Raw genomic sequence first — 19,527 nt, 5'->3', positions numbered from 1 at the left:
TTTGGCGGTTTTTTCGTTGAGTAAAAAATTTTACTGGTATGAATGACAGCAGGAATTATCATGGAATTATTTGCTATTAACGAAATGTTTAGGTAACCTGTTAATAGATAGGCCTTTTTCTTGGTGAAAACTCTCAGCAAAGCTGTTATGATTTTACATATTAATACTGGAATGCTTTTTAAAGTTTTTTGGAATTTTTTTTACCCAGGACAGGAGGGGTAAATGTGCCAAACCTTCAGCAGAGTATGACAACAATCAGAAATTTGCTTAATATGACCTTTTTTCGTGTTCTCTTATTTATTCTCTTGGGGATTGTTATGTATTTTTCCATGTATAGTAATGTTAAGCCTGAAAAGCTGGATTTAAGTCTGTTCTCTGTTGCTGAACAGACTATAAGGTCACCAATAACAGTAGAGGATAAAGCTAGCACAGAAAGAAAGAGAAAAGAAGCAGAAAATAACGTTAAGGATATTTACGTTGTAAAAAAAGAGATTGCACAAAACAGAGTTGACCTGGTAACCTCCATTTTCGGATCCGTATCGGAAGTGAACGATGAAGTAAAAGAAGAGATTGAAGAGAAAAAGAAAGATGCTCAGAATGAGGCCGATAAAGATGTTGAGGCACCAGACCCTGCAGGAGCCAGTCCTGAAGATAAATTGGCTATGGTTAAGGAGAAGCTCACTGATGACGTAACACGTGAGGTATCAGATGGGGTTTTCCTTTCTTTGCTGAAGGCAAAGGAGGGAGAGCTGAGCATTGCAAAAGACCTTACGGTAACGGCCATCAATAAAATTATGAATAATGAAATTCCGGCTGAACAGGTGGAGAACGCGAAAAAACGGGTTGAAGAAGAACTGAAGTTCACCAGCTTGAATTCAGATTTGAAAAAAGCTGCAATAGAACTGGGACGTTATGCTATATATCAAAATCAATTTTATGATCCTGCTGCCACGGAAGAATTACGGCAGCAGACTGTTGAGAGTGTCGAGCCGGTTAAAATCCTGCAGGGACAGATAATCGTTGAAGAAAATCAGCTGATCAGCCGGGACATTTACAGGCAGCTGGAACTTGTAGGACTCCTTGACAGCGTTAATTCGATTCAGCCTTTTATCGGGCTATCGCTGATAATCGTCATTGTCTTATCGGCCCTATATTATTATTTCCATGAAATGAACGTGCAGCGCGAATTAAAGCAAAGTTATCTATTGCTGTTTAGCCTTATTTTTATCTTATCCATATTGCTGATGAAGGTCATCAGTCTGTTCCAATATGCTGATTATTCAGAAATAGGATACATTTACCCTGCAGCCATGGGAGCTATGCTGATCAAAATACTAATTGATGAAAAGCTTGCCATGTACTATACGATCATTATGGCTATTGCAGGAAGTGTAATTTTTAATGAAGGCGTCACGGGTACATTTCAGCTTACATCAGCCATTTACATCCTCTGCAGCGGCTTGGCTGCCATATTGTTTTTGAGCAAGCAGAATCGCCGCTCCAAAATCTTGCAGGCTGGTTTATTTGTATCCGCAGTAAACATCCTTGTTATCTTTTCAATGCTTTTCTTAAGAAACGGCCACTATGATACGATTGAATATGGCTTTTACTTTGTTATCGCTCTGATTTCAGGCATTTCGTCTGCTGTGCTGGCAATTGGCCTGCTGCCGTATTTCGAGGCAGGTTTTGGAATTTTGTCTACTATGAGGCTGATAGAACTCTCTAATCCTAATCATCCTCTGCTGAGAAAGATACTGACCGAGTCTCCCGGAACTTACCATCATAGTGTAATGGTTGCCAATCTTTCCGAGTCAGCGTGTGAAGCTATTGGGGCGAATGGCCTTCTGGCAAGGGTGGGATGCTATTATCACGATATCGGTAAAACAAAGCGGCCGCAGTTTTTTATCGAGAATCAGGTTAATATTGAAAATCCGCATGACCGCCTCCCTCCGCAGACCAGCAAGAATATTATTATAGCCCATGCTGCCGATGGTGCTGAAATGCTGAGGAAACATAAGATGCCGAAGGAGATAGTGGATATTGCCGAACAGCATCATGGAACAACATTGCTGAAATATTTTTACTACAAAGCAAAACAGAATGGACTGGAAGTAAAGGAAGAGGACTATCGCTATCCGGGACCAAAACCGCAATCAAAAGAGTCGGCAGTAATTGGGATTGCTGATAGTGTGGAAGCTGCAGTCCGTTCAATGGCGCATCCTACAACAGAACAAATAGAGGAACTGGTCAAAAAGATAATCGCAGACAGACTTCAGGATGGACAGCTGAATGAATGTGATTTAACCTTAAAAGAGCTGGAAACCGTTTCACACTCGTTCTGCGAAACGTTAAACGGGATTTTCCATTCACGTATCGAGTATCCTGAAATGACAAAACAGAAGGTGAAACAGGCATGAATTTAAATATTGATTTTTTGGACGAAACAAATGAGCTTCAGGAAAATGCTATAGCCAAAATTGAAGAGCTAATTAATTTTGCTGCCTCTAAAGAATCTGTGGAGCCGGAAAGCGAAGTATCCATCACATTTGTGACCAATGAACGCATCCGCGAAATCAACAGGGAGTATCGGGATAAAGATCGGCCGACAGATGTTATTTCTTTTGCAATGGAAGAGTTGGGTGAAGGGGAAATCGAGCTGATTGGTGCCGATATGCCGAGAGTCCTGGGGGATATCATTATCTCAGTTGCAAAGGCGAAGGAGCAGGCGGAGGAGTACGGTCACTCTTTTATAAGGGAGCTTGGTTTTTTGGCGGTCCATGGCTTCCTTCATCTTCTTGGATATGATCATGAAAATCCAGAAGATGAGAAAAAAATGTTTTCCCGCCAAAAGGATATATTAGATGAATTCGGGCTCACAAGATAGAAAGGTCCGAAAACACAGTGTCCTAAAATCCTTTGCGTTTGCTTTTTCCGGCATTAGGGCAGCAGTATTGGATGAAAGGAATCTGCAGATCCATTTGGCAGTGTCGATAGCTGTTATTATGTTTGGGGTATTCATTGGCATTTCCAGGCTTGAATGGATGATCATTCTCCTGGCCATCGGGGGCATGCTCTCACTCGAACTGCTGAACACAGCCATTGAAAGGGTTGTGGATCTGGCTACAGAAGAGTATCATCCCCTTGCAAAGCAAGCAAAGGATATTGCTGCCGGAGCAGTACTGGTGTATGCAATTGTAAGTGTAATTATAGGCGGAGTTATATTTCTTCCTAAAATTCTCATATTTTCGCAGTAATGTGAAGCTGTCCGGATGGGCAGCTTTGCTTTTTGGTATTGCTATATACACAGCAAAGTCTGAATTATGCTGAAAAAAATATAGAGCATGGATTTGAAAACACTCACTGAATCCGCTAAAATGACAGAACAGCAGTTAATATTGCATGCTGAGGAGATGTTGTGGAATCTCATTTTATAACAATGGCCTGGTTCAAAATTAAATCAGCCTATATATTTTTAGAAAATTCAATTTTTTTATTACGTTTTTGCTACAAACGATGAAAATCAAAGTAAAATGTTGTAAAATAAAAGAGAAGCGGCTGCTTCTTACCGAAGAAGCTATTGAGCGCATTGCTTAATTTCACAAGGCCCAGTAGAGGTCCAAACCTTGGGTTTTATTGGCTTGGGAAGCAACTCGCTTTACAGGAAAGGAAGAAATAATTGTGAACAGCGATCAACTAATAAAAGAAGCAATGATTGCAAGAGATAGAGCATATGTGCCATATTCAAAATTTAAAGTAGGAGCGGCACTATTAAGCAGTGAGGGGCAGGTCTTTCACGGCTGCAACATCGAAAATGCTGCATACAGCATGTGTAATTGTGCTGAAAGGACTGCGCTTTTTAAAGCGTATTCGGATGGCGTGAAAAGTTTTTCAGCTATAGCTGTAGTTGCTGACACAGCCCGTCCAGTTCCCCCATGCGGTGCATGCAGACAGGTAATAGCCGAATTATGTCCGCCTGAAATGAAAGTGGTTTTAACCAACTTAAAAGGGGATATTAAGGAATTAACAGTTGAAGAATTACTGCCAGGAGCATTTTCACCGGAGGATTTACATGAATAACACTACTACACCAAAAGGACACAAATCAGGGTTTATTTCCATAATCGGCAGACCGAATGTAGGAAAGTCAACGTTCTTAAATCGCGTAATCGGGCAGAAAATTGCTATTATGAGTGATAAACCGCAGACAACTCGCAATAAAGTTCAGGGTGTCCTGACTACCAATGACGCACAATATATTTTTATTGATACGCCAGGAATCCATAAGCCAAAGCATAAACTGGGAGACTTTATGATGAAAGTTGCCCAAAATACACTTAAAGAAGTGGATGTCATCCTGTTTATGGTAAATGCCCAGGAAGGCTTTGGACGCGGTGAAGAATTCATACTTGAGAAATTTCAATCAGTCCGTACACCGATTTTCCTTGTAATCAATAAGATTGACCAGGTACATCCTGATGAACTTCTTAAAATTATTGAGTCTTACAAGGAAAAGTACGAGTTCAGCGAAATTATCCCCATTTCTGCTTTAGAAGGCAATAATGTAGAGACGCTGTTAGGACAGATTAAAGAATATATTCCGGAAGGGCCGCAGTTTTATCCAGCTGATCAAGTAACGGACCACCCAGAGAGATTTATCGTTTCCGAACTGATCAGGGAAAAAGCGCTGCATTTAACAAGAGAAGAAATACCGCACTCGCTTGCTGTAACCATTGATAAAATGGAGCGCCGCGAAGATAAGGATGTCATTCATGTCATGGCTACAATCATTGTGGAGCGTGACTCCCAAAAGGGCATTGTGATTGGAAAGCAAGGGAAAATGCTCAAGGAAATCGGAAAAAGAGCAAGGGTGGATATTGAGAATCTTCTTGGATCAAAGGTTTTTCTGGAGCTATGGGTCAAAGTTCAAAAAGACTGGCGCAATAAAATGACTCAGCTCCGCGACTTTGGCTTCCGTGAAGATGAGTACTAAACCCAGCCCTAATTACATTATTATTCATTTCTGATTTATATGCATACAGGTGATTGACAATATTTTCGTCTCATGATTTTACAAAGACAGGCTATGATATAGATAAATGTATTGGGATAAAGAAATTGCTAGTTGAAATAACTGAAAGGTGGGGTTTTCGATGATGGATTTTACCTGGAGAGTGTTTTCCCAGACAGGAAATATTGACACATATCTTCTCTTCAAGGAGCTAGAAAAGGAAACTCAGGATATACCCGGCAGCAATGATGAAGAGCTAGCAGAAGCTGATTTTCCCATCTCATAGGTTTGTCGAAAGACAGGGATGGTGTCACGGTTGCTTGATAAATGTGAAGGCATCGTCATCAGGACAACTAATTATAGTGAAACAAATAAGATTGTTACTTTATATACCCGTGAATGGGGAAAAGTTGGTGTGATGGCACGAGGAGCGAAAAAGCCGAACAGCAGACTTGCTGCTGTCACCCAGCTTTTTACATACGGGAATTTCTTAGTTCAGCGTGGAAGCGGATTGGGTACCCTGCAGCAGGGGGACATGATTTCATCTATGCGGTCCATTAAAGAAGATATTTTTCTGACGGCATATGCAAGCTATATTGTCGATTTGACTGATAAAAGCATTGAGGATAAGAAGCCCAATCCATTCTTGTTCGAATTGCTGTATCAAACGCTAAATTTAATAAACGAAGGGTATGACCCGGAGATTCTCACAAACATTTATGAAATGAAAATGCTGAATGCCCTGGGTTTATATCCAGTACTTGATCAATGTTCTGTCTGCGGAAGCACTGACGGGCATTTTGCATTTTCTATCCGGGAAAACGGTCTGATTTGTCACCGCTGCCTTGATAAGGATCCCTATCATTATAAAGTGTCCCAGGCGACTATTAAGCTGCTTCGCCTGTTTTATTTTTTTGACTTGTCCCGGCTCGGCAATATCTCTGTCAAACCGGAAACCAAAGCTGAATTGAAAAAGATTATTTCTGCCTATTATGAAGAGTATTCAGGCTTAAACTTGAAGACAAAGAAGTTTCTGAATCAAATGGCTAAGTTTAATGATTTAATGTAATGCGTTCCTTTATAATCGAAGCGCATTGGCTTTTGTTATTATTGACAATTCAAATCCATTCCGCTATGATTCAAATTAATAAAATATAATTGCTGTGAAGGAGAAGAGTACTTAACCTTTTCTATTTAAAGCGAACCCGGGATAGTGGGAGCCGGGCATGGATGGTTAAGGAAGGGCGCTCCAGAGCAATATTGTCTATCGACAACTAAAGAGGCTGCGGTCAAAATCGCAGCAAATAGGGTGGAACCGCGGGTAAACTCTCGTCCCTATGCCATTGGGCATAGAGACGGGAGTTTTTTATGTTCACAGAAAAACGGAAGCACTGTGGGTAGACAGCTGTTAAGTTCATAAAGCTTTACTTTATACAAATAAGAAAGAGGTGTCCTATGAATATTCAAAACATGATATTAACACTTCAAAAACATTGGTCTGAACAGGGGTGTATCTTGATGCAGGCTTATGACACTGAAAAAGGGGCCGGAACAATGAGCCCGTACACTTTTTTAAGAGCGATTGGTCCAGAACCGTGGAATGTTGCTTATGTGGAGCCTTCACGCCGTCCGGCCGATGGACGTTATGGTGAGAATCCAAACCGGCTTTATCAGCATCATCAATTTCAGGTGATCATGAAGCCGTCGCCGGATAATATTCAGGAGCTGTATCTTGATTCATTAAAAGCATTGGGCATTGATCCGCTTGAACATGATATCCGGTTTGTAGAAGATAACTGGGAAAATCCTTCTCTTGGCTGTGCAGGCTTAGGATGGGAAGTTTGGCTTGATGGTATGGAAATAACGCAGTTCACATATTTCCAGCAGGTAGGCGGATTGGAATGTAAGCCTGTGTCGGTTGAGATTACATACGGAATTGAAAGGCTTGCATCCTACATTCAGGACAAGGAAAATGTCTTTGACCTTGAATGGACTGACGGGTTTACGGTTAGAGATATCTTCCTGCAGCCTGAGTTCGAGCATTCAAAATACACATTTGAAACATCAGATCAGGAAATGCTCTTCAATTTGTTCAATATTTATGAAAAAGAAGCACATCGGCAAATGGATGAGGGACTAGTACACCCGGCATATGACTACGTATTAAAATGCTCTCATACTTTTAATCTGCTTGATGCAAGGGGAGCGATTTCTGTAACAGAAAGAACCGGCTATATCGCCCGATGCCGAAATCTGGCCAGAAAAGTAGCCAAAACTTTTTATGAAGAGAGAGAAAAACTCGGCTTCCCAATTTTAAAGGATAAGGAGGAAGGATCTCATGAATAAGAAAGATCTTCTGCTGGAAATTGGACTTGAAGAAATGCCTGCCAGATTTGTCACTAATTCAATGAATCAGCTTTCAGATAAAGTGAAATCATGGCTTTTGGAAAAGAAAATATCTTTTGACGAGATCAGCGCTTTCTCTTCTCCCCGCCGTTTGGCTGTTCTTGTAACGGGAGTAGATACCGCCCAGGAGGACATAAATGAGGAAGCGAAAGGACCTGCAAAAAAAATTGCCTTAACCGATAATGGAGAATGGTCTAAAGCTGCTGTTGGATTCAGCCGGGGCCAGGGAGCTTCTGTTGAAGATATATTCTTTAAAGAAATTAATGGGGTTGAATATGCCCATGTCAGCAAATTTATTAAAGGTAAGGAAACAGCAGCACTGCTGCCGGAACTCCAGCAGATTGTCACCTCGCTATCATTCCCGAAAAATATGCGCTGGGCAAACCAGGAGCTGCGCTTTATCAGGCCGATCAAATGGCTTATGGCATTATTCGGAAATGAAGTCATTCCTTTTGCAATTACAAATGTTCATACTTCTAACCTTACAAGGGGCCACCGGTTTCTGGGCGAAGAGATTGTAATTAACAATCCTTCTGATTATGAGAAGGCCCTGCTGGCGCAATATGTGATAACTAATCCGCAGGAAAGAAAAAGTGCTATTCTATCACAATTGGAAAAAATTGAAGAAGAAAAAGACTGGGTGATCCCTGTAGATGAAGATTTATTGGAAGAAGTAAACAATCTGGTTGAGTATCCGACAGCATTATATGGCCAGTTTGAAGAAGAATACCTGGAGCTTCCGGAAGAGGTTTTAATTACATCCATGAAAGAGCATCAGCGTTATTTTCCGGTAAAGTCCAAAGAGGGCAGGCTGCTTCCTTACTTTGTAACTGTCCGAAATGGATCCCATGAACATTTGGAGAAAGTGGCTAAAGGAAATGAGAAAGTATTGCGGGCAAGACTTTCTGATGCAGCTTTCTTCTACAGGGAGGACCAGAAAACGGAAATCGCGGCATCACTGGAAAAACTTAAAAACATTGTTTATCATGAAGAAATTGGAACTCTTGCTGAAAAGGTGGACCGTGTTCGCCATCTGGCAAGTAAATTGAGTGAAAATCTTCATTTCAGCGATGAGGCAAAGGCAGTGACAGACCGGGCTGCTGAAATCAGCAAGTTCGACCTTGTTTCACATATGGTTTATGAATTTCCAGAGCTGCAAGGCTTTATGGGGGAAAAATACGCTCTGCAAAAAGGTGAAAAAGAAGCTGTGGCGCGTGCAATCAATGAACATTATATGCCGCGCAATGCAGAGGACAAGACGCCTGCAAGTAATGCTGGTGCAGTGCTTTCCATTGCTGAAAAGCTCGACACAATTGTGTCTTCCTTTGCAATAGGGATTATCCCAAGCGGTTCCCAGGATCCATATGCCTTAAGAAGACAGGCAACGGGTGTTATCCAGACGCTGCTGGCAAAAAATTGGGATTTGAAACTCGAAGAATTGATTGCATTATCTTCTGAGACTGTTCTTAATTCGAAGATTGGAAAGAAATCAAAGAGTGAATTGATGCAGGAACTAGTTTCATTCTTTAAATTAAGAATCAAATATTTGCTGCAGGAGAAGACAGTTCGCTATGACTTAATTGAAGCCGTTTTAGGCAGTGAAATCGGTTCGGTGCCTTCACTTGTAAAAAGAGCTGAAGTATTGGAGTCCCATAAGGATGCTGCAGGCTTCAAGGAAAGCATTGAAGCTCTTAGCCGAGTTATCAACATTGCTTCTAAAGCAGAGGTCAAAGGGGATATAGACAGCAGCTTATTTGAAAATGATTACGAAAAATCTCTATTCAACAAATATTTATCAGTGAACGAGGAATTAAGAAAAGAGGTTGCAGAAGAAGCTGCCTTTAACCTGCTAATTAGCCTGAAACCAGAAATTGATCAATACTTCGAGCATACTATGGTTATGGATGAAAATCAGGAAATTCGCAGCAATAGGCTGCACCAGATGGCGAATTTGGCTGATGTGATTAAGAAATTTGCAAACATGAACGAAATTATTGTTAAATAACGAGCTTAAATTTTGCGTTTTTTTCTGGAATAGGATTAAATTTTAAGAGAGAGGACAGCAGCTTTGGCTGTCAGGAAAGAGCCTGTTATATTGCTGACGGGCTCTTTCATATTTTGGACATATTAGGCGAAGTAAAGAAAAACTATATAGGAAACACATCTTTTCATTTATGGCAAATAGTATATAATAATTATATAAAAGTATAACCTTATTATTGTGGGAAATGAGTATCATTAAAATACCCTGTTCAGATTAGGTGGTGAGGAAAATCGAATTAAATAAAAGGCAGGAAAAGATCATAGAAATCGTAAAAGAAAACGGGCCGATCACTGGTGAGAGTATAGCGGAACAGCTTAACTTAACCAGGGCAACACTTAGGCCGGACCTGGCTATATTAACGATGGCAGGCTATTTGGATGCCCGTCCGCGTGTAGGCTATTTTTATACAGGGAAAACCGGGGCACAGCTGTTGACAGAAAATCTTCAGAAGCTTTATGTAAGAGATTATCAATCCATTCCTGTAGTCGTTAATGAAAATGTATCGGTATATGATGCAATTGTGACTATGTTTCTGGAAGATGTCGGCACGCTATTTGTAGTAGACCAGAATTCGCTGCTTGTAGGGGTTTTGTCAAGGAAGGATTTGCTTAGGGCAAGTATTGGCAAGCAGGAGCTTAATTCCATCCCTGTTAATATCATTATGACAAGGATGCCTAATATTACGATGTGTGAAAAAGATGATTTGCTCATAGAAGTTGCTAAAAAGCTGATTGAAAAGCAAATCGATGCCCTGCCTGTTGTAAAAAAGACGGAGAAAGGGTTCGAAGTAAACGGCAGGATAACCAAAACAAACCTGACAAAAGCATTCTTGGCCCTGGCCGGGGAAAAGTAGCAAAGTAAGAAGGAGATGGTGTTGAAGAATGGAAAAATTGCCGATTATCTACGTCGTTTCGGACTCTGTGGGAGAAACGGCCGAACTTGTAACAAAAGCTGCCACGAGCCAGTTTAATGGCAGTGATATAACTATTAAGCGCTTTCCATATGTTGAAGAAAAAGTACATATTGATGAAGTCATTTCGCTGGCAAAGCTGGATAATGGGATGATAGCCTATACAATGGTTAAGCCGGATATGAGGAAGTATATTAACCAGAGGTCTGCAGAAGAAGGGATATATGCTTTTGATATCGTTGGCCCTTTAATGGATCAAATCCAAAGAGCATGCGGCATTACACCCCTTTTTGAACCTGGACTGGTCAGAAAGCTTGATGAGGATTATTTTAAAAAGATTGAGGCTATCGAGTTCGCTGTAAAATATGATGATGGCCGAGACCCTCGTGGAATATTAAAAGCGGATATAGTGTTAATAGGCGTTTCAAGGACATCAAAAACACCTCTTTCTCAATATCTTGCACATAAGCGCCTTAAAGTGGCTAACGTTCCCCTTGTTCCTGAAGTCGATCCTCCAGAAGAGCTGTTTCTTGTCCCGCCGGATAAGTGCTTCGGCCTGAAAATCAGTCCTGAGAAATTAAACTTTATCCGCAGAGAACGTCTAATATCGCTAGGTTTAAGCGATAATGCCAGCTATGCTAATATTGAGAGAATTAAAGAAGAAATAGGTTACTTTGAAAAGATCGTATCCAAAATTAAATGCCCGGTTATAGATGTTACCAATAAGGCAGTAGAAGAGACAGCCAATATGATCTTAAATCAATACCGTAAAAACTTTCCAAAAAGCTAGCACATAAATTTTTTATGTGCCTTTTCTTTTTTTATACTAGGCATTCATGCTGTTTAGCTTGCGGTAAAAGAGGGAGCGGGAGACCCGCTGTAACCCGGGAATAAACCTCCATTCCAAGGATGGCTTTTTTTCAGGGGAAAACCTGTAAATTAAATTATATTCATCCCAGATAAATTAATGGCAAAATAGAGATTAATGTACTATAATAAAAAATTGTGATAAAAATGTACCTGAATAGGTTTAGAGTTCATTGCGAAGGAATAAACTATTTATTGTGGCATGTCAAGCTTTCGACCAAGAAAAAATTCGACATATCTCACAATGCAAAAGTTATTCATGCAAAGAAGGATTATGCGGAGTGATGTAGAATTATTAGAACATCAGGCAAACCAAACATTATTGTGGATGCTGATTCCTGTCCCGTTAAAGAAGAAATTGTCGAAATAGCCAATTCCTTTACGATGGACGCAGTGTTTGTTGCTTCTTATGCCCATATGAAAAATGACCTGAATGGGGCTGTCTGGAAATTCGTTGACAGCAGTAAGGAAGCTGCTGATTTATTCATAATGAATTATGTGAAATCAGGAGATGTAGTTGTAACTCAAGATATTGGATTGGCATCAACTCTTTTGCTCAATGGTGTTTATGTCCTTTCTCCCAGGGGAATTTTATTTGAAGAAAATGAAATTCAGACCGCGCTTGAAGTGAGGCATCTTTCAGCGAAAGCGCGAAGAAGAGGAGTTTATGGGAAAGGACCAAAACCATACAGCAAAGAGGACAGATCCATGTTTGTGCAGCAATTGACAAAGATTTTGTCGAATCATGAAGGAATTCAGTAACGTTTATCGAATACCTGAGTAAGTAATGGAGTTGTTCATATGGCAGAACGGATCGCCGAAGAGAAAGTAAATGAGATTCGGCAAGCTGTAGATATTGTTGATGTCATTGGCGACTATATTCAATTAAACAAGCAAGGACGCAACTATTTTGGGCTTTGTCCTTTTCATGGCGAAAATACTCCTTCCTTTTCTGTATCGCCCGAAAAGCAAATCTATCATTGCTTTGGATGCGGAGCGGGAGGCAATGCCTTTTCTTTCTTAATGGAATTAGAAGGATATTCCTTTCAGGAAGCAGCCTTGAAGCTCGCTGAAAAAGGAAATGTCAAGCTTGAAATTGATGCGGCATCTGCAGCATCAGCAAAATCAATGCCTGTAGATTTACAGCAGATGATGGAAGCTCATGAGCTTCTACGTAAATTTTATCACCATCTGCTCGTAAACACAAAAGATGGTCAGCATGCACTTGAATATTTGCTTAATAGAGGCTTTACAATGGAATCGATTGAAAAATTTCAAATCGGCTATTCATTGAAGTCCTGGGATTTTGTCTTCAAGTTCCTGACTAAAAGAAAATTCCCGGCAGATGTTATGGAAAGAGCAGGACTGATCATCAAAAGGGAGAAAGATGGGAACTATTTTGACCGCTTCAGAGATAGAATCATGTTCCCGATTTTTGACCGCAGCGGAAATACGATTGCTTTTTCGGGAAGATCACTTGGGGACGATGAGCCCAAATACTTAAATAGCCCTGAAACTGCAATCTTCAATAAAAGCAAAACTTTATATAATTTTCATTTGGCAAGACCACAGATTAAAAAATTGCAGAGGGCCGTTCTTTTTGAAGGGTTTGCAGATGTAATCGCTGCTGATCGTGCGGGTGTCGGCAATGGCGTTGGTACGATGGGAACTGCTTTAACTGATGAACATGTTGCTTCTTTAAGAAGAAATGTTCAATCAATCACGATCTGCTATGATTCCGATAATGCGGGTATTGAAGCCGCATACCGGGCAGCAAACCTGCTAATGGAAGCAGGCTGCCAGATCAGAGTGGCGCTCATGCCTGACGGATATGATCCGGATGATTATATCAATGAGTTCGGCGAAGAAAAATTTCGTCATGATGTAATCGAATCCAGCATAACCTTTATGGCATTTAAGCTTCTTTATCTCCGCAGGGGCAAAAGGCTTCAAAATGAAGGAGATCGTCTCCTTTATATCGAAGAGGTATTAAAGGAAATCAGCCAGCTGGATAAAGCGGTTGAAAGAGATCATTATCTGCGCCAGCTTGCAAATGAATTCTCACTTTCTCTGGAAGCCTTGAAAGAGCAGCAAAAACAGGTCTATTATACGGAGAAGAAGCGAAGGAACACACATAAGGGGAAAGGTGCTTTCGAACCTCAAAAAAGGCTTCAAACACCAAAAAGGGCTGACAGTCTTAAACCCGCCTACCATACAGCGGAGAGAAGGCTAATCGCCCACATGCTCAGGAATAGTGACATAGCATTTAAAGTCCAGGATATGCTTCAGGGAAATACATTTAACATCGATGAACACCAGGCAATTATTACCTATCTTTTAGGTTTCTACGAAAAAGGCCATACGCCTGATCCGAGCGCATTTATAAATTTTATTAAAGATGAAAAGCTGAAGCGTATTGTGGTGGATATAGAAATGATGTCCATAAACGATGAAATAAGCGAACAGGAATTATCAGATTATCTTAAACAGGTGTTGAATTATCAAAAGATGTTAAAAATAAAGGAAAAACTAAATGAAGAAAAAGAAGCAGAGCGACAAAAGGATTATGCTAAAGCGGCTTTAATCGCAATGGAGATCCTTCATTTGCGAAAGTCACTATAAGAAGGCTGTGTGCCTTAAATAAATGTTTTTGGGGATTAAGCGTCTCCTAGGAATAGTCCCATTTGCAAGATGTATTAAGAATGTGTTTGATTTTTGGAAGGAGGGGGACATATGGCTGAAAAGTCGGCCCGTTCAAAAGAGGTTGATACAGAGTTGACCCTTGAACAAGTGAAAGATCAATTAGTTGAAATAGGAAAAAAGACAGGTGTCCTTGCCTATGATGATATAGCAGAAAGATTGTCTCAATTTGAAGTTGATTCCCACCAGATGGATGAATTCTATGAATTCCTGGGAGATCAGGGTGTTGAATTAGTCGGAGACAATGAGAATGAGGATCCGAATGTTCAGGAGCTTGCAAAAAATGAAGAGGAATTTGACCTTAATGATTTAAGTGTCCCTCCAGGTGTGAAAATTAATGATCCTGTTCGTATGTACCTAAAAGAAATTGGACGTGTTGACTTACTCTCTGCAGAGGAAGAAATCGCACTTGCCAATCGAATTGAGGAAGGCGACGAAGAAGCAAAAAGACGACTCGCTGAAGCTAACCTCCGATTGGTTGTAAGTATTGCTAAAAGGTATGTGGGACGCGGAATGCTCTTCCTTGACCTTATTCAGGAAGGAAATATGGGACTGATAAAAGCGGTTGAAAAATTTGACTACCGCAAAGGATTTAAGTTCAGTACGTATGCAACATGGTGGATACGCCAGGCCATCACGAGAGCCATTGCTGACCAGGCCAGGACCATTCGTATTCCTGTCCATATGGTTGAAACCATCAATAAGCTGATCCGTGTCCAGCGTCAGCTTCTTCAGGATCTTGGCCGCGAACCAACACCGGAAGAAATTGCTGAAGATATGGATTTAACTCCAGACAAAGTAAGAGAAATTCTTAAGATTGCACAGGAACCTGTTTCATTAGAAACACCTATTGGTGAGGAGGATGACTCTCACTTAGGTGACTTTATTGAAGATCAGGATGCCACTTCTCCATCAGAGCATGCGGCATATGAACTCCTGAAAGAACAGCTTGAAGATGTTCTTGACACACTTACTGACCGGGAAGAAAATGTTCTTCGTCTTCGATTCGGACTGGATGACGGCCGAACCAGGACTTTAGAAGAAGTTGGCAAGGTATTTGGCGTTACCCGGGAGCGTATACGTCAAATTGAAGCCAAAGCCTTAAGAAAACTGCGTCATCCCAGCAGAAGCAAGCGTTTAAAAGACTTCTTAGAATAAAAAAGAATTGCCAGTGGATAGTTTACTTCTTAAAATAGAAGTAAACTATTTTTTTTGACTGGATGTGCTTTGGTTGGATGAAAACAGAAAAAAGGTCATTGTTAACGAACTTCTGTATTGGAAGAATAGCCGAATGCTCCCTGATCGATATTGTGACTACCTGCTGGCTCTTTATACGGAAGGAAGTCAGCCGAAGGAAATAAAAAAGCATAAAAGTGTAATGGTTTTTTTTCTTGCCAACCTTATTTTCTTGCTGCTTATTCCAATTTCTGCTTTATTAATTTATTTTACTGAATTGTCTATTATTTTGCAAACTGCCATTTTGATTCTTTTTATTTTCCCATGTATTTTCTTTGGTTTTTATTTTTCCAGAAAAGCAAAATTGATGCATATTCCCATCATATCAGCAGCTTTGAATTTATTGATGGGTTCTGTTGGGCTTGTATCGGAAGTATATCCCGAAAACCAGAAAGCTCTCTATGCGGCCCTAGTAATTAATTGTGTTCTTTGGCTGTTTGCGGGTTTAAAGTTGAAGTTTCAATATTTTTGGATTTCCGGAGCAATAGGATGTGCATTAATAGTTATTTCTATATTCGTATAATAAAATATTTTAAAAAGTTTTTAAATGTTGAGAAAACTCTTGCATCCCTTATATAATAGTAATGAAAGCGTATACAACAACTTTTGTGTTTAAGGGGGATGCAAATGAATTTTGATTTGACGGCCGAACAGAATATGATCTATAAAACCATAAGGGAATTTGCCCAGGAAGAAGTGGCACCGGGGGCTTCGGAAAGAGACCGTACAAAAGAATTTCCGATAGAAGTTTTTAAAAAAATGGCAGACCTTGGTTTAATGGGACTTCCTTTCCCTGAAGAGTATGGCGGCGCAGGGGCAGATACTGTAAGTTTCGCTATTGTAACAGAAGAATTGAGCAGAGCGTGCGCTTCTACCGGAATCACATACTCGGCTCATATTTCTCTTGGCGGAGCACCGCTTTATTTATTTGGAACCGAAGAGCAGAAGCAAAAATATCTGGTGCCAATTTGTACAGGTGAGTCATTTGGAGCTTTCGGTCTGACAGAACCAAATGCAGGCTCTGATGCAGGCGGCACGAGGACAACAGCCGTTGAAAAAGATGGAGAATATATCATTAACGGAAATAAGTGTTTCATTACAAATGCAAGCTATGCTAAGCATTTAGCATTGACTGCTATCACCGGGGAAAAAGATGGCAAAAAAGAAATAAGCGCAATTATTGTTCCAACGGATGCAGAAGGATTTACAGTGATCGATAATTACGAAAAGATGGGACTCAATGCGTCAAATACTACTGAACTTGTCCTTGAAGACGTGCGCGTTCCGACTGAGCACTTGCTCGGCAAAAAAGGAGAGGGCTTTAAACAATTTTTAATTACATTGGATGGAGGCCGTATTGGAATTGGAGCCATGGCTCTGGGAATAGCACAGGCTGCCTATGACAAGGCACTCCAGTATGCAAAGGAACGCAAGCAGTTTGGCCGTTCACTATCAGATTTCCAAGCTATTCAATTTAAACTTGCAGATATGGCAATGAAAATTGAACTGGCAAGGAATCTGGTTTACAAAGCTGCATGGCTGAAAGACCAGGGTAGACCTTTCGCAAAAGAAGCATCCATGTGCAAGCTCTATGCTTCAGAAATCTGTATGGAAATCGCCGATCAGGCCGTCCAAATCCACGGAGGATACGGCTATATGAAAGACTACCATGTAGAACGCTACATGAGAGACGGAAAGCTCACAGAAATAGGTGAAGGTACCTCAGAGGTGCAAAGAATGGTCATTGCCCGCCTTATTGGGTGCTAAACACACTGAATACGAAACAGTATGCAACTTTGTTTTTGTATGGCTACCCGCTAAATTTATTATAATATGAATGACAAAAACTCCACCCTCAGGTTGGAGTTTTTGTCCATTTTATGAACAAGATTTGACAAAGTTTACAATAGGGCTTTTCCTTCTGACTTTTTTAAAGTAAAATAGAGATTGTTTGTATACTTACTTAAACTGAATGTGCTTACATAAGGGAGGTTAAATCATGAATCGCAATCCAATCATTCCATTTGTGTTAATTATGGTTTTTGGTGTGGTAGCAATGTTCCTTGTTTCTTTTAAAGGTCTTGGCGATATGGAAGAGCTTGCTAAAGAACAGGAAGGCGGCGGTGCTGAAACTGAAGAAACTGCAGCTGCAACCCCTGAAGAAATTTATCAGAAGAGCTGTATCGGATGTCACGGTGACCAGTATCAAGGTGGAGTTGGTCCTGCACTAACAGGTGTAGGCGATCGTTTATCACAAGATGAAATCGCAAATATCGTAGTAAACGGTAAAGGCTCAATGCCTCCAGGATTAGTGCCTCAAGACAAAGCTGCCGAAATGGCTGAATGGTTAGCAGGCCTTAAGTAATACCTATAATGAAAGTCCTTTGCATATGTAAAGGACTTTTTTTATACTATAAGAGAGGCTGTCGCAAATTACGATAGCTTTTTAGCTTTTCTCTCAGGAGGAGCAGATAGGCAGGCGCTCTGCGCTTGTTACAATACATATATAAGTGGTGACAGAATGAATACAGAGAAATTATCAAATCGGCTTGAAGCTGTAACAAATTATATCCCACCTGGCTCACGAGTTGCTGATATAGGCTCAGATCATGCGTATTTGCCATGCTACGCAGTAAAGAAAGGCATTGTCCCTTTTGCTGTTGCTGGTGAAGTGGTGGAAGGGCCGTTTCAATCAGCCAAAAAACAGGTGAAAATGGAAGGGCTCGAAAAACAGATTTCTGTTAGAAAAGGCAGCGGCCTTGAAGTAATTGAACCAGGTGAAGTTGACTGTATAACCATTGCGGGCATGGGAGGCGCTTTAATTGCGAGCATTCTTGAAGATGGGAAGAGGAAGCTTGCTTCTGTGCAGAGGCTTATCCTCCAGCCGAATTTAAGTGCCATCTCGATTAGAACCTGGCTGATTGCAAATGGCTGGGAGCTAATCGCTGAAGAAATTCTTGAAGAAGACGGAAAGATTTATGAAATCCTTGCAGCTGAAAAAGGAGAGCCTTTAAAACCTTATAAGAATAAAGAACAAGGTTTGCTGATGGGCCCGTTTCTTATGGAACAAAAATCCGAAGTATTTCGAAACAAGTGGATTGGTGAAAGGGAGAATTGGGAGAGAATCCTTTTGCAGCTTGGTAAAGCCGCATACTCCAGCGAAACAGAAAAGAGAAAACAGGAGCTGAAGGAGAAAATCAAAATGGCAGAGGAGGTACTCGAAAAGTGAAAAAAATAAATGGACATGAAATTATCCAATTATTTGAGCAGTTCTCCCCAAAAGGATATGCGATGGAAGGAGACAAAATCGGCCTCCAGATTGGCAGGCTTAACACCCCCGTCGAAAATGTCATGATTGCCCTTGATGTGCTGGAAGAAGTCGTTGATGAGGCAATTGAAAAGGAGGTACAGCTGATTATTGCTCATCATCCGCTAATCTACAGGCCGCTGCAAAAAATTTCAACGGATACTCCATCAGGAAGAATTATTGAAAAGCTTATCAAACATGATATAGCCGTATATGCAGCACATACCAATTTGGATATCGCCAAAGGCGGGGTCAATGATATGCTTGCTGATGCACTGAAGCTTACCGAAACAGAGGTATTATATCCAACATATGAAACTGAATTGAAAAAGCTCGCTGTGTTTGTACCTGAAGAAAATGCTGAGTCACTAAGGCAAGCGATTGGGAAAGCAGGGGCAGGTTCAATTGGCAATTATAGTCATTGTTCGTTTGCCTCCCGTGGAACAGGGCAGTTTAAGCCTAATGGGGAGGCCAATCCGCATATCGGCCAGCAGGGTAAGCTTGAGACAGTTGAAGAAGTCTGCATTGAGACCATTTATCCTGAACATATAGAAAAGAAAGTGCTTTCGGCTATGTTCAAAAACCATCCTTATGAAGAAGTTGCTTATGATATTTATAAGCTGGAAAACAAGGGGGAAGTTCTGGGGCTTGGCAAAATTGGAAAAATCAGCGAGATGACTCTAGAGGAATTTGCAGAGCATGTAAAACGTACACTCCAAGTGGATGGGGTTCGGGTAGTAGGTGATCTCTCATCCAAAATCAGGAAAGTTGCTGTTCTTGGCGGAGATGGAAATAAATACTTCATGTCAGCAAAAATGAAGGGGGCTGATGTGTATGTTACGGGTGACATGTATTATCATGTGGCACATGATGCCATGATGATGGGCCTCAATATTGTTGATCCAGGACATAATGTGGAAAAAATAATGAAAAAGGGAGTTACCCAAAAATTAGTACAGATGTGTTCTGACAAAGGGTATAGCGTATCCATTTTCCCTTCTGAAATTCATACAGATCCATTTAAGTTTGTTTGACTCAAAAAGAACCGG

Annotated in this window: 19 protein-coding genes and 1 other annotated feature; all 19 genes read left to right on the top strand. The window is 40.7% G+C overall.

Going from position 1 to position 19,527, the window contains the following annotated elements; genetic code table 11:
- Positions 1–224: 224 nt before the first annotated feature.
- Positions 225–2,417, top strand: coding sequence for an HD family phosphohydrolase (locus tag ACR42H_RS20700; RefSeq protein WP_436373000.1), 2,193 nt, complete (start codon positions 225–227; stop codon positions 2,415–2,417).
- Complete coding sequence (gene ybeY, locus ACR42H_RS20695; protein ID WP_113882797.1) at positions 2,414–2,884, top strand: rRNA maturation RNase YbeY; 471 nt, start codon at positions 2,414–2,416, stop codon at positions 2,882–2,884. The genes ACR42H_RS20700 and ybeY overlap by 4 nt, the downstream gene beginning before the upstream one ends.
- On the top strand, positions 2,862–3,254 hold the full coding sequence (locus tag ACR42H_RS20690) for a diacylglycerol kinase family protein (protein ID WP_436372997.1): 393 nt from the start codon (positions 2,862–2,864) through the stop codon (positions 3,252–3,254). The genes ybeY and ACR42H_RS20690 overlap by 23 nt, the downstream gene beginning before the upstream one ends.
- Positions 3,255–3,678: 424 nt before the next feature.
- A complete protein-coding gene (locus tag ACR42H_RS20685; RefSeq protein ID WP_113882866.1) occupies positions 3,679–4,077 on the top strand; it encodes a cytidine deaminase in 399 nt (132 codons plus the stop codon).
- A complete protein-coding gene (gene era / locus ACR42H_RS20680; RefSeq protein ID WP_113882799.1) occupies positions 4,070–4,990 on the top strand; it encodes a GTPase Era in 921 nt (306 codons plus the stop codon). Before ACR42H_RS20685 ends, era begins: the two co-directional genes overlap by 8 nt.
- A 160-nt stretch (positions 4,991–5,150) precedes the next feature.
- Positions 5,151–5,294 carry a YqzL family protein gene (locus ACR42H_RS20675; protein WP_009332996.1) on the top strand — a complete coding sequence of 48 codons (144 nt, stop codon included), beginning with the start codon at positions 5,151–5,153 and terminating at the stop codon, positions 5,292–5,294.
- 30 nt (positions 5,295–5,324) lie between these two features.
- On the top strand, positions 5,325–6,077 hold the full coding sequence (gene recO / locus ACR42H_RS20670) for a DNA repair protein RecO (RefSeq protein ID WP_009332995.1): 753 nt from the start codon (positions 5,325–5,327) through the stop codon (positions 6,075–6,077).
- A gap of 85 nt (positions 6,078–6,162) precedes the next feature.
- Positions 6,163–6,348 (top strand) — a binding site (T-box leader).
- 115 nt (positions 6,349–6,463) lie between these two features.
- Positions 6,464–7,354 (top strand): glycine--tRNA ligase subunit alpha, encoded by an 891-nt coding sequence (gene glyQ / locus ACR42H_RS20665; protein ID WP_113882800.1) that lies wholly within the window; start codon positions 6,464–6,466, stop codon positions 7,352–7,354.
- Positions 7,347–9,419, top strand: coding sequence for a glycine--tRNA ligase subunit beta (gene glyS / locus ACR42H_RS20660; RefSeq protein WP_436372992.1), 2,073 nt, complete (start codon positions 7,347–7,349; stop codon positions 9,417–9,419). The genes glyQ and glyS overlap by 8 nt, the downstream gene beginning before the upstream one ends.
- A 256-nt stretch (positions 9,420–9,675) precedes the next feature.
- Complete coding sequence (locus ACR42H_RS20655) at positions 9,676–10,311, top strand: helix-turn-helix transcriptional regulator (RefSeq protein WP_113882802.1); 636 nt, start codon at positions 9,676–9,678, stop codon at positions 10,309–10,311.
- A gap of 28 nt (positions 10,312–10,339) precedes the next feature.
- Entirely contained in the window at positions 10,340–11,158 is an 819-nt protein-coding gene (locus ACR42H_RS20650) for a pyruvate, water dikinase regulatory protein (protein WP_436372988.1), read from the top strand.
- Positions 11,159–11,559: 401 nt separating this feature from the next.
- On the top strand, positions 11,560–11,997 hold the full coding sequence (locus tag ACR42H_RS20645) for a YaiI/YqxD family protein (protein WP_436372985.1): 438 nt from the start codon (positions 11,560–11,562) through the stop codon (positions 11,995–11,997).
- Positions 11,998–12,036: 39 nt separating this feature from the next.
- Positions 12,037–13,857 carry a DNA primase gene (gene dnaG, locus ACR42H_RS20640; protein ID WP_113882805.1) on the top strand — a complete coding sequence of 607 codons (1,821 nt, stop codon included), beginning with the start codon at positions 12,037–12,039 and terminating at the stop codon, positions 13,855–13,857.
- 111 nt (positions 13,858–13,968) lie between these two features.
- On the top strand, positions 13,969–15,093 hold the full coding sequence (gene rpoD / locus ACR42H_RS20635; RefSeq protein ID WP_009332988.1) for an RNA polymerase sigma factor RpoD: 1,125 nt from the start codon (positions 13,969–13,971) through the stop codon (positions 15,091–15,093).
- A gap of 73 nt (positions 15,094–15,166) precedes the next feature.
- Positions 15,167–15,694, top strand: coding sequence for a hypothetical protein (locus tag ACR42H_RS20630; protein ID WP_436372981.1), 528 nt, complete (start codon positions 15,167–15,169; stop codon positions 15,692–15,694).
- A gap of 104 nt (positions 15,695–15,798) precedes the next feature.
- A complete protein-coding gene (locus ACR42H_RS20625) occupies positions 15,799–16,938 on the top strand; it encodes an acyl-CoA dehydrogenase (RefSeq protein ID WP_436372979.1) in 1,140 nt (379 codons plus the stop codon).
- A gap of 232 nt (positions 16,939–17,170) precedes the next feature.
- Positions 17,171–17,536: a cytochrome c550 gene (gene cccA, locus ACR42H_RS20620; protein ID WP_113882808.1), complete on the top strand. Its 366-nt coding sequence runs from the start codon at positions 17,171–17,173 to the stop codon at positions 17,534–17,536.
- A gap of 156 nt (positions 17,537–17,692) precedes the next feature.
- Positions 17,693–18,400, top strand: a complete 708-nt coding sequence (locus ACR42H_RS20615) for a tRNA (adenine(22)-N(1))-methyltransferase (protein WP_113882809.1) — start codon at positions 17,693–17,695, stop codon at positions 18,398–18,400.
- Positions 18,397–19,512, top strand: a complete 1,116-nt coding sequence (locus tag ACR42H_RS20610) for a Nif3-like dinuclear metal center hexameric protein (RefSeq protein WP_436372974.1) — start codon at positions 18,397–18,399, stop codon at positions 19,510–19,512. The genes ACR42H_RS20615 and ACR42H_RS20610 overlap by 4 nt, the downstream gene beginning before the upstream one ends.
- Positions 19,513–19,527: the final 15 nt, after the last annotated feature.

This window comes from Cytobacillus sp. BC1816 (assembly GCF_051353635.1).
GTDB lineage: Bacteria > Bacillota > Bacilli > Bacillales > Cytobacillaceae > Cytobacillus > Cytobacillus oceanisediminis_C.
Note: the sequence above shows the minus strand (reverse complement) of the source record. Positions and strands in the feature narration are given on the sequence as shown.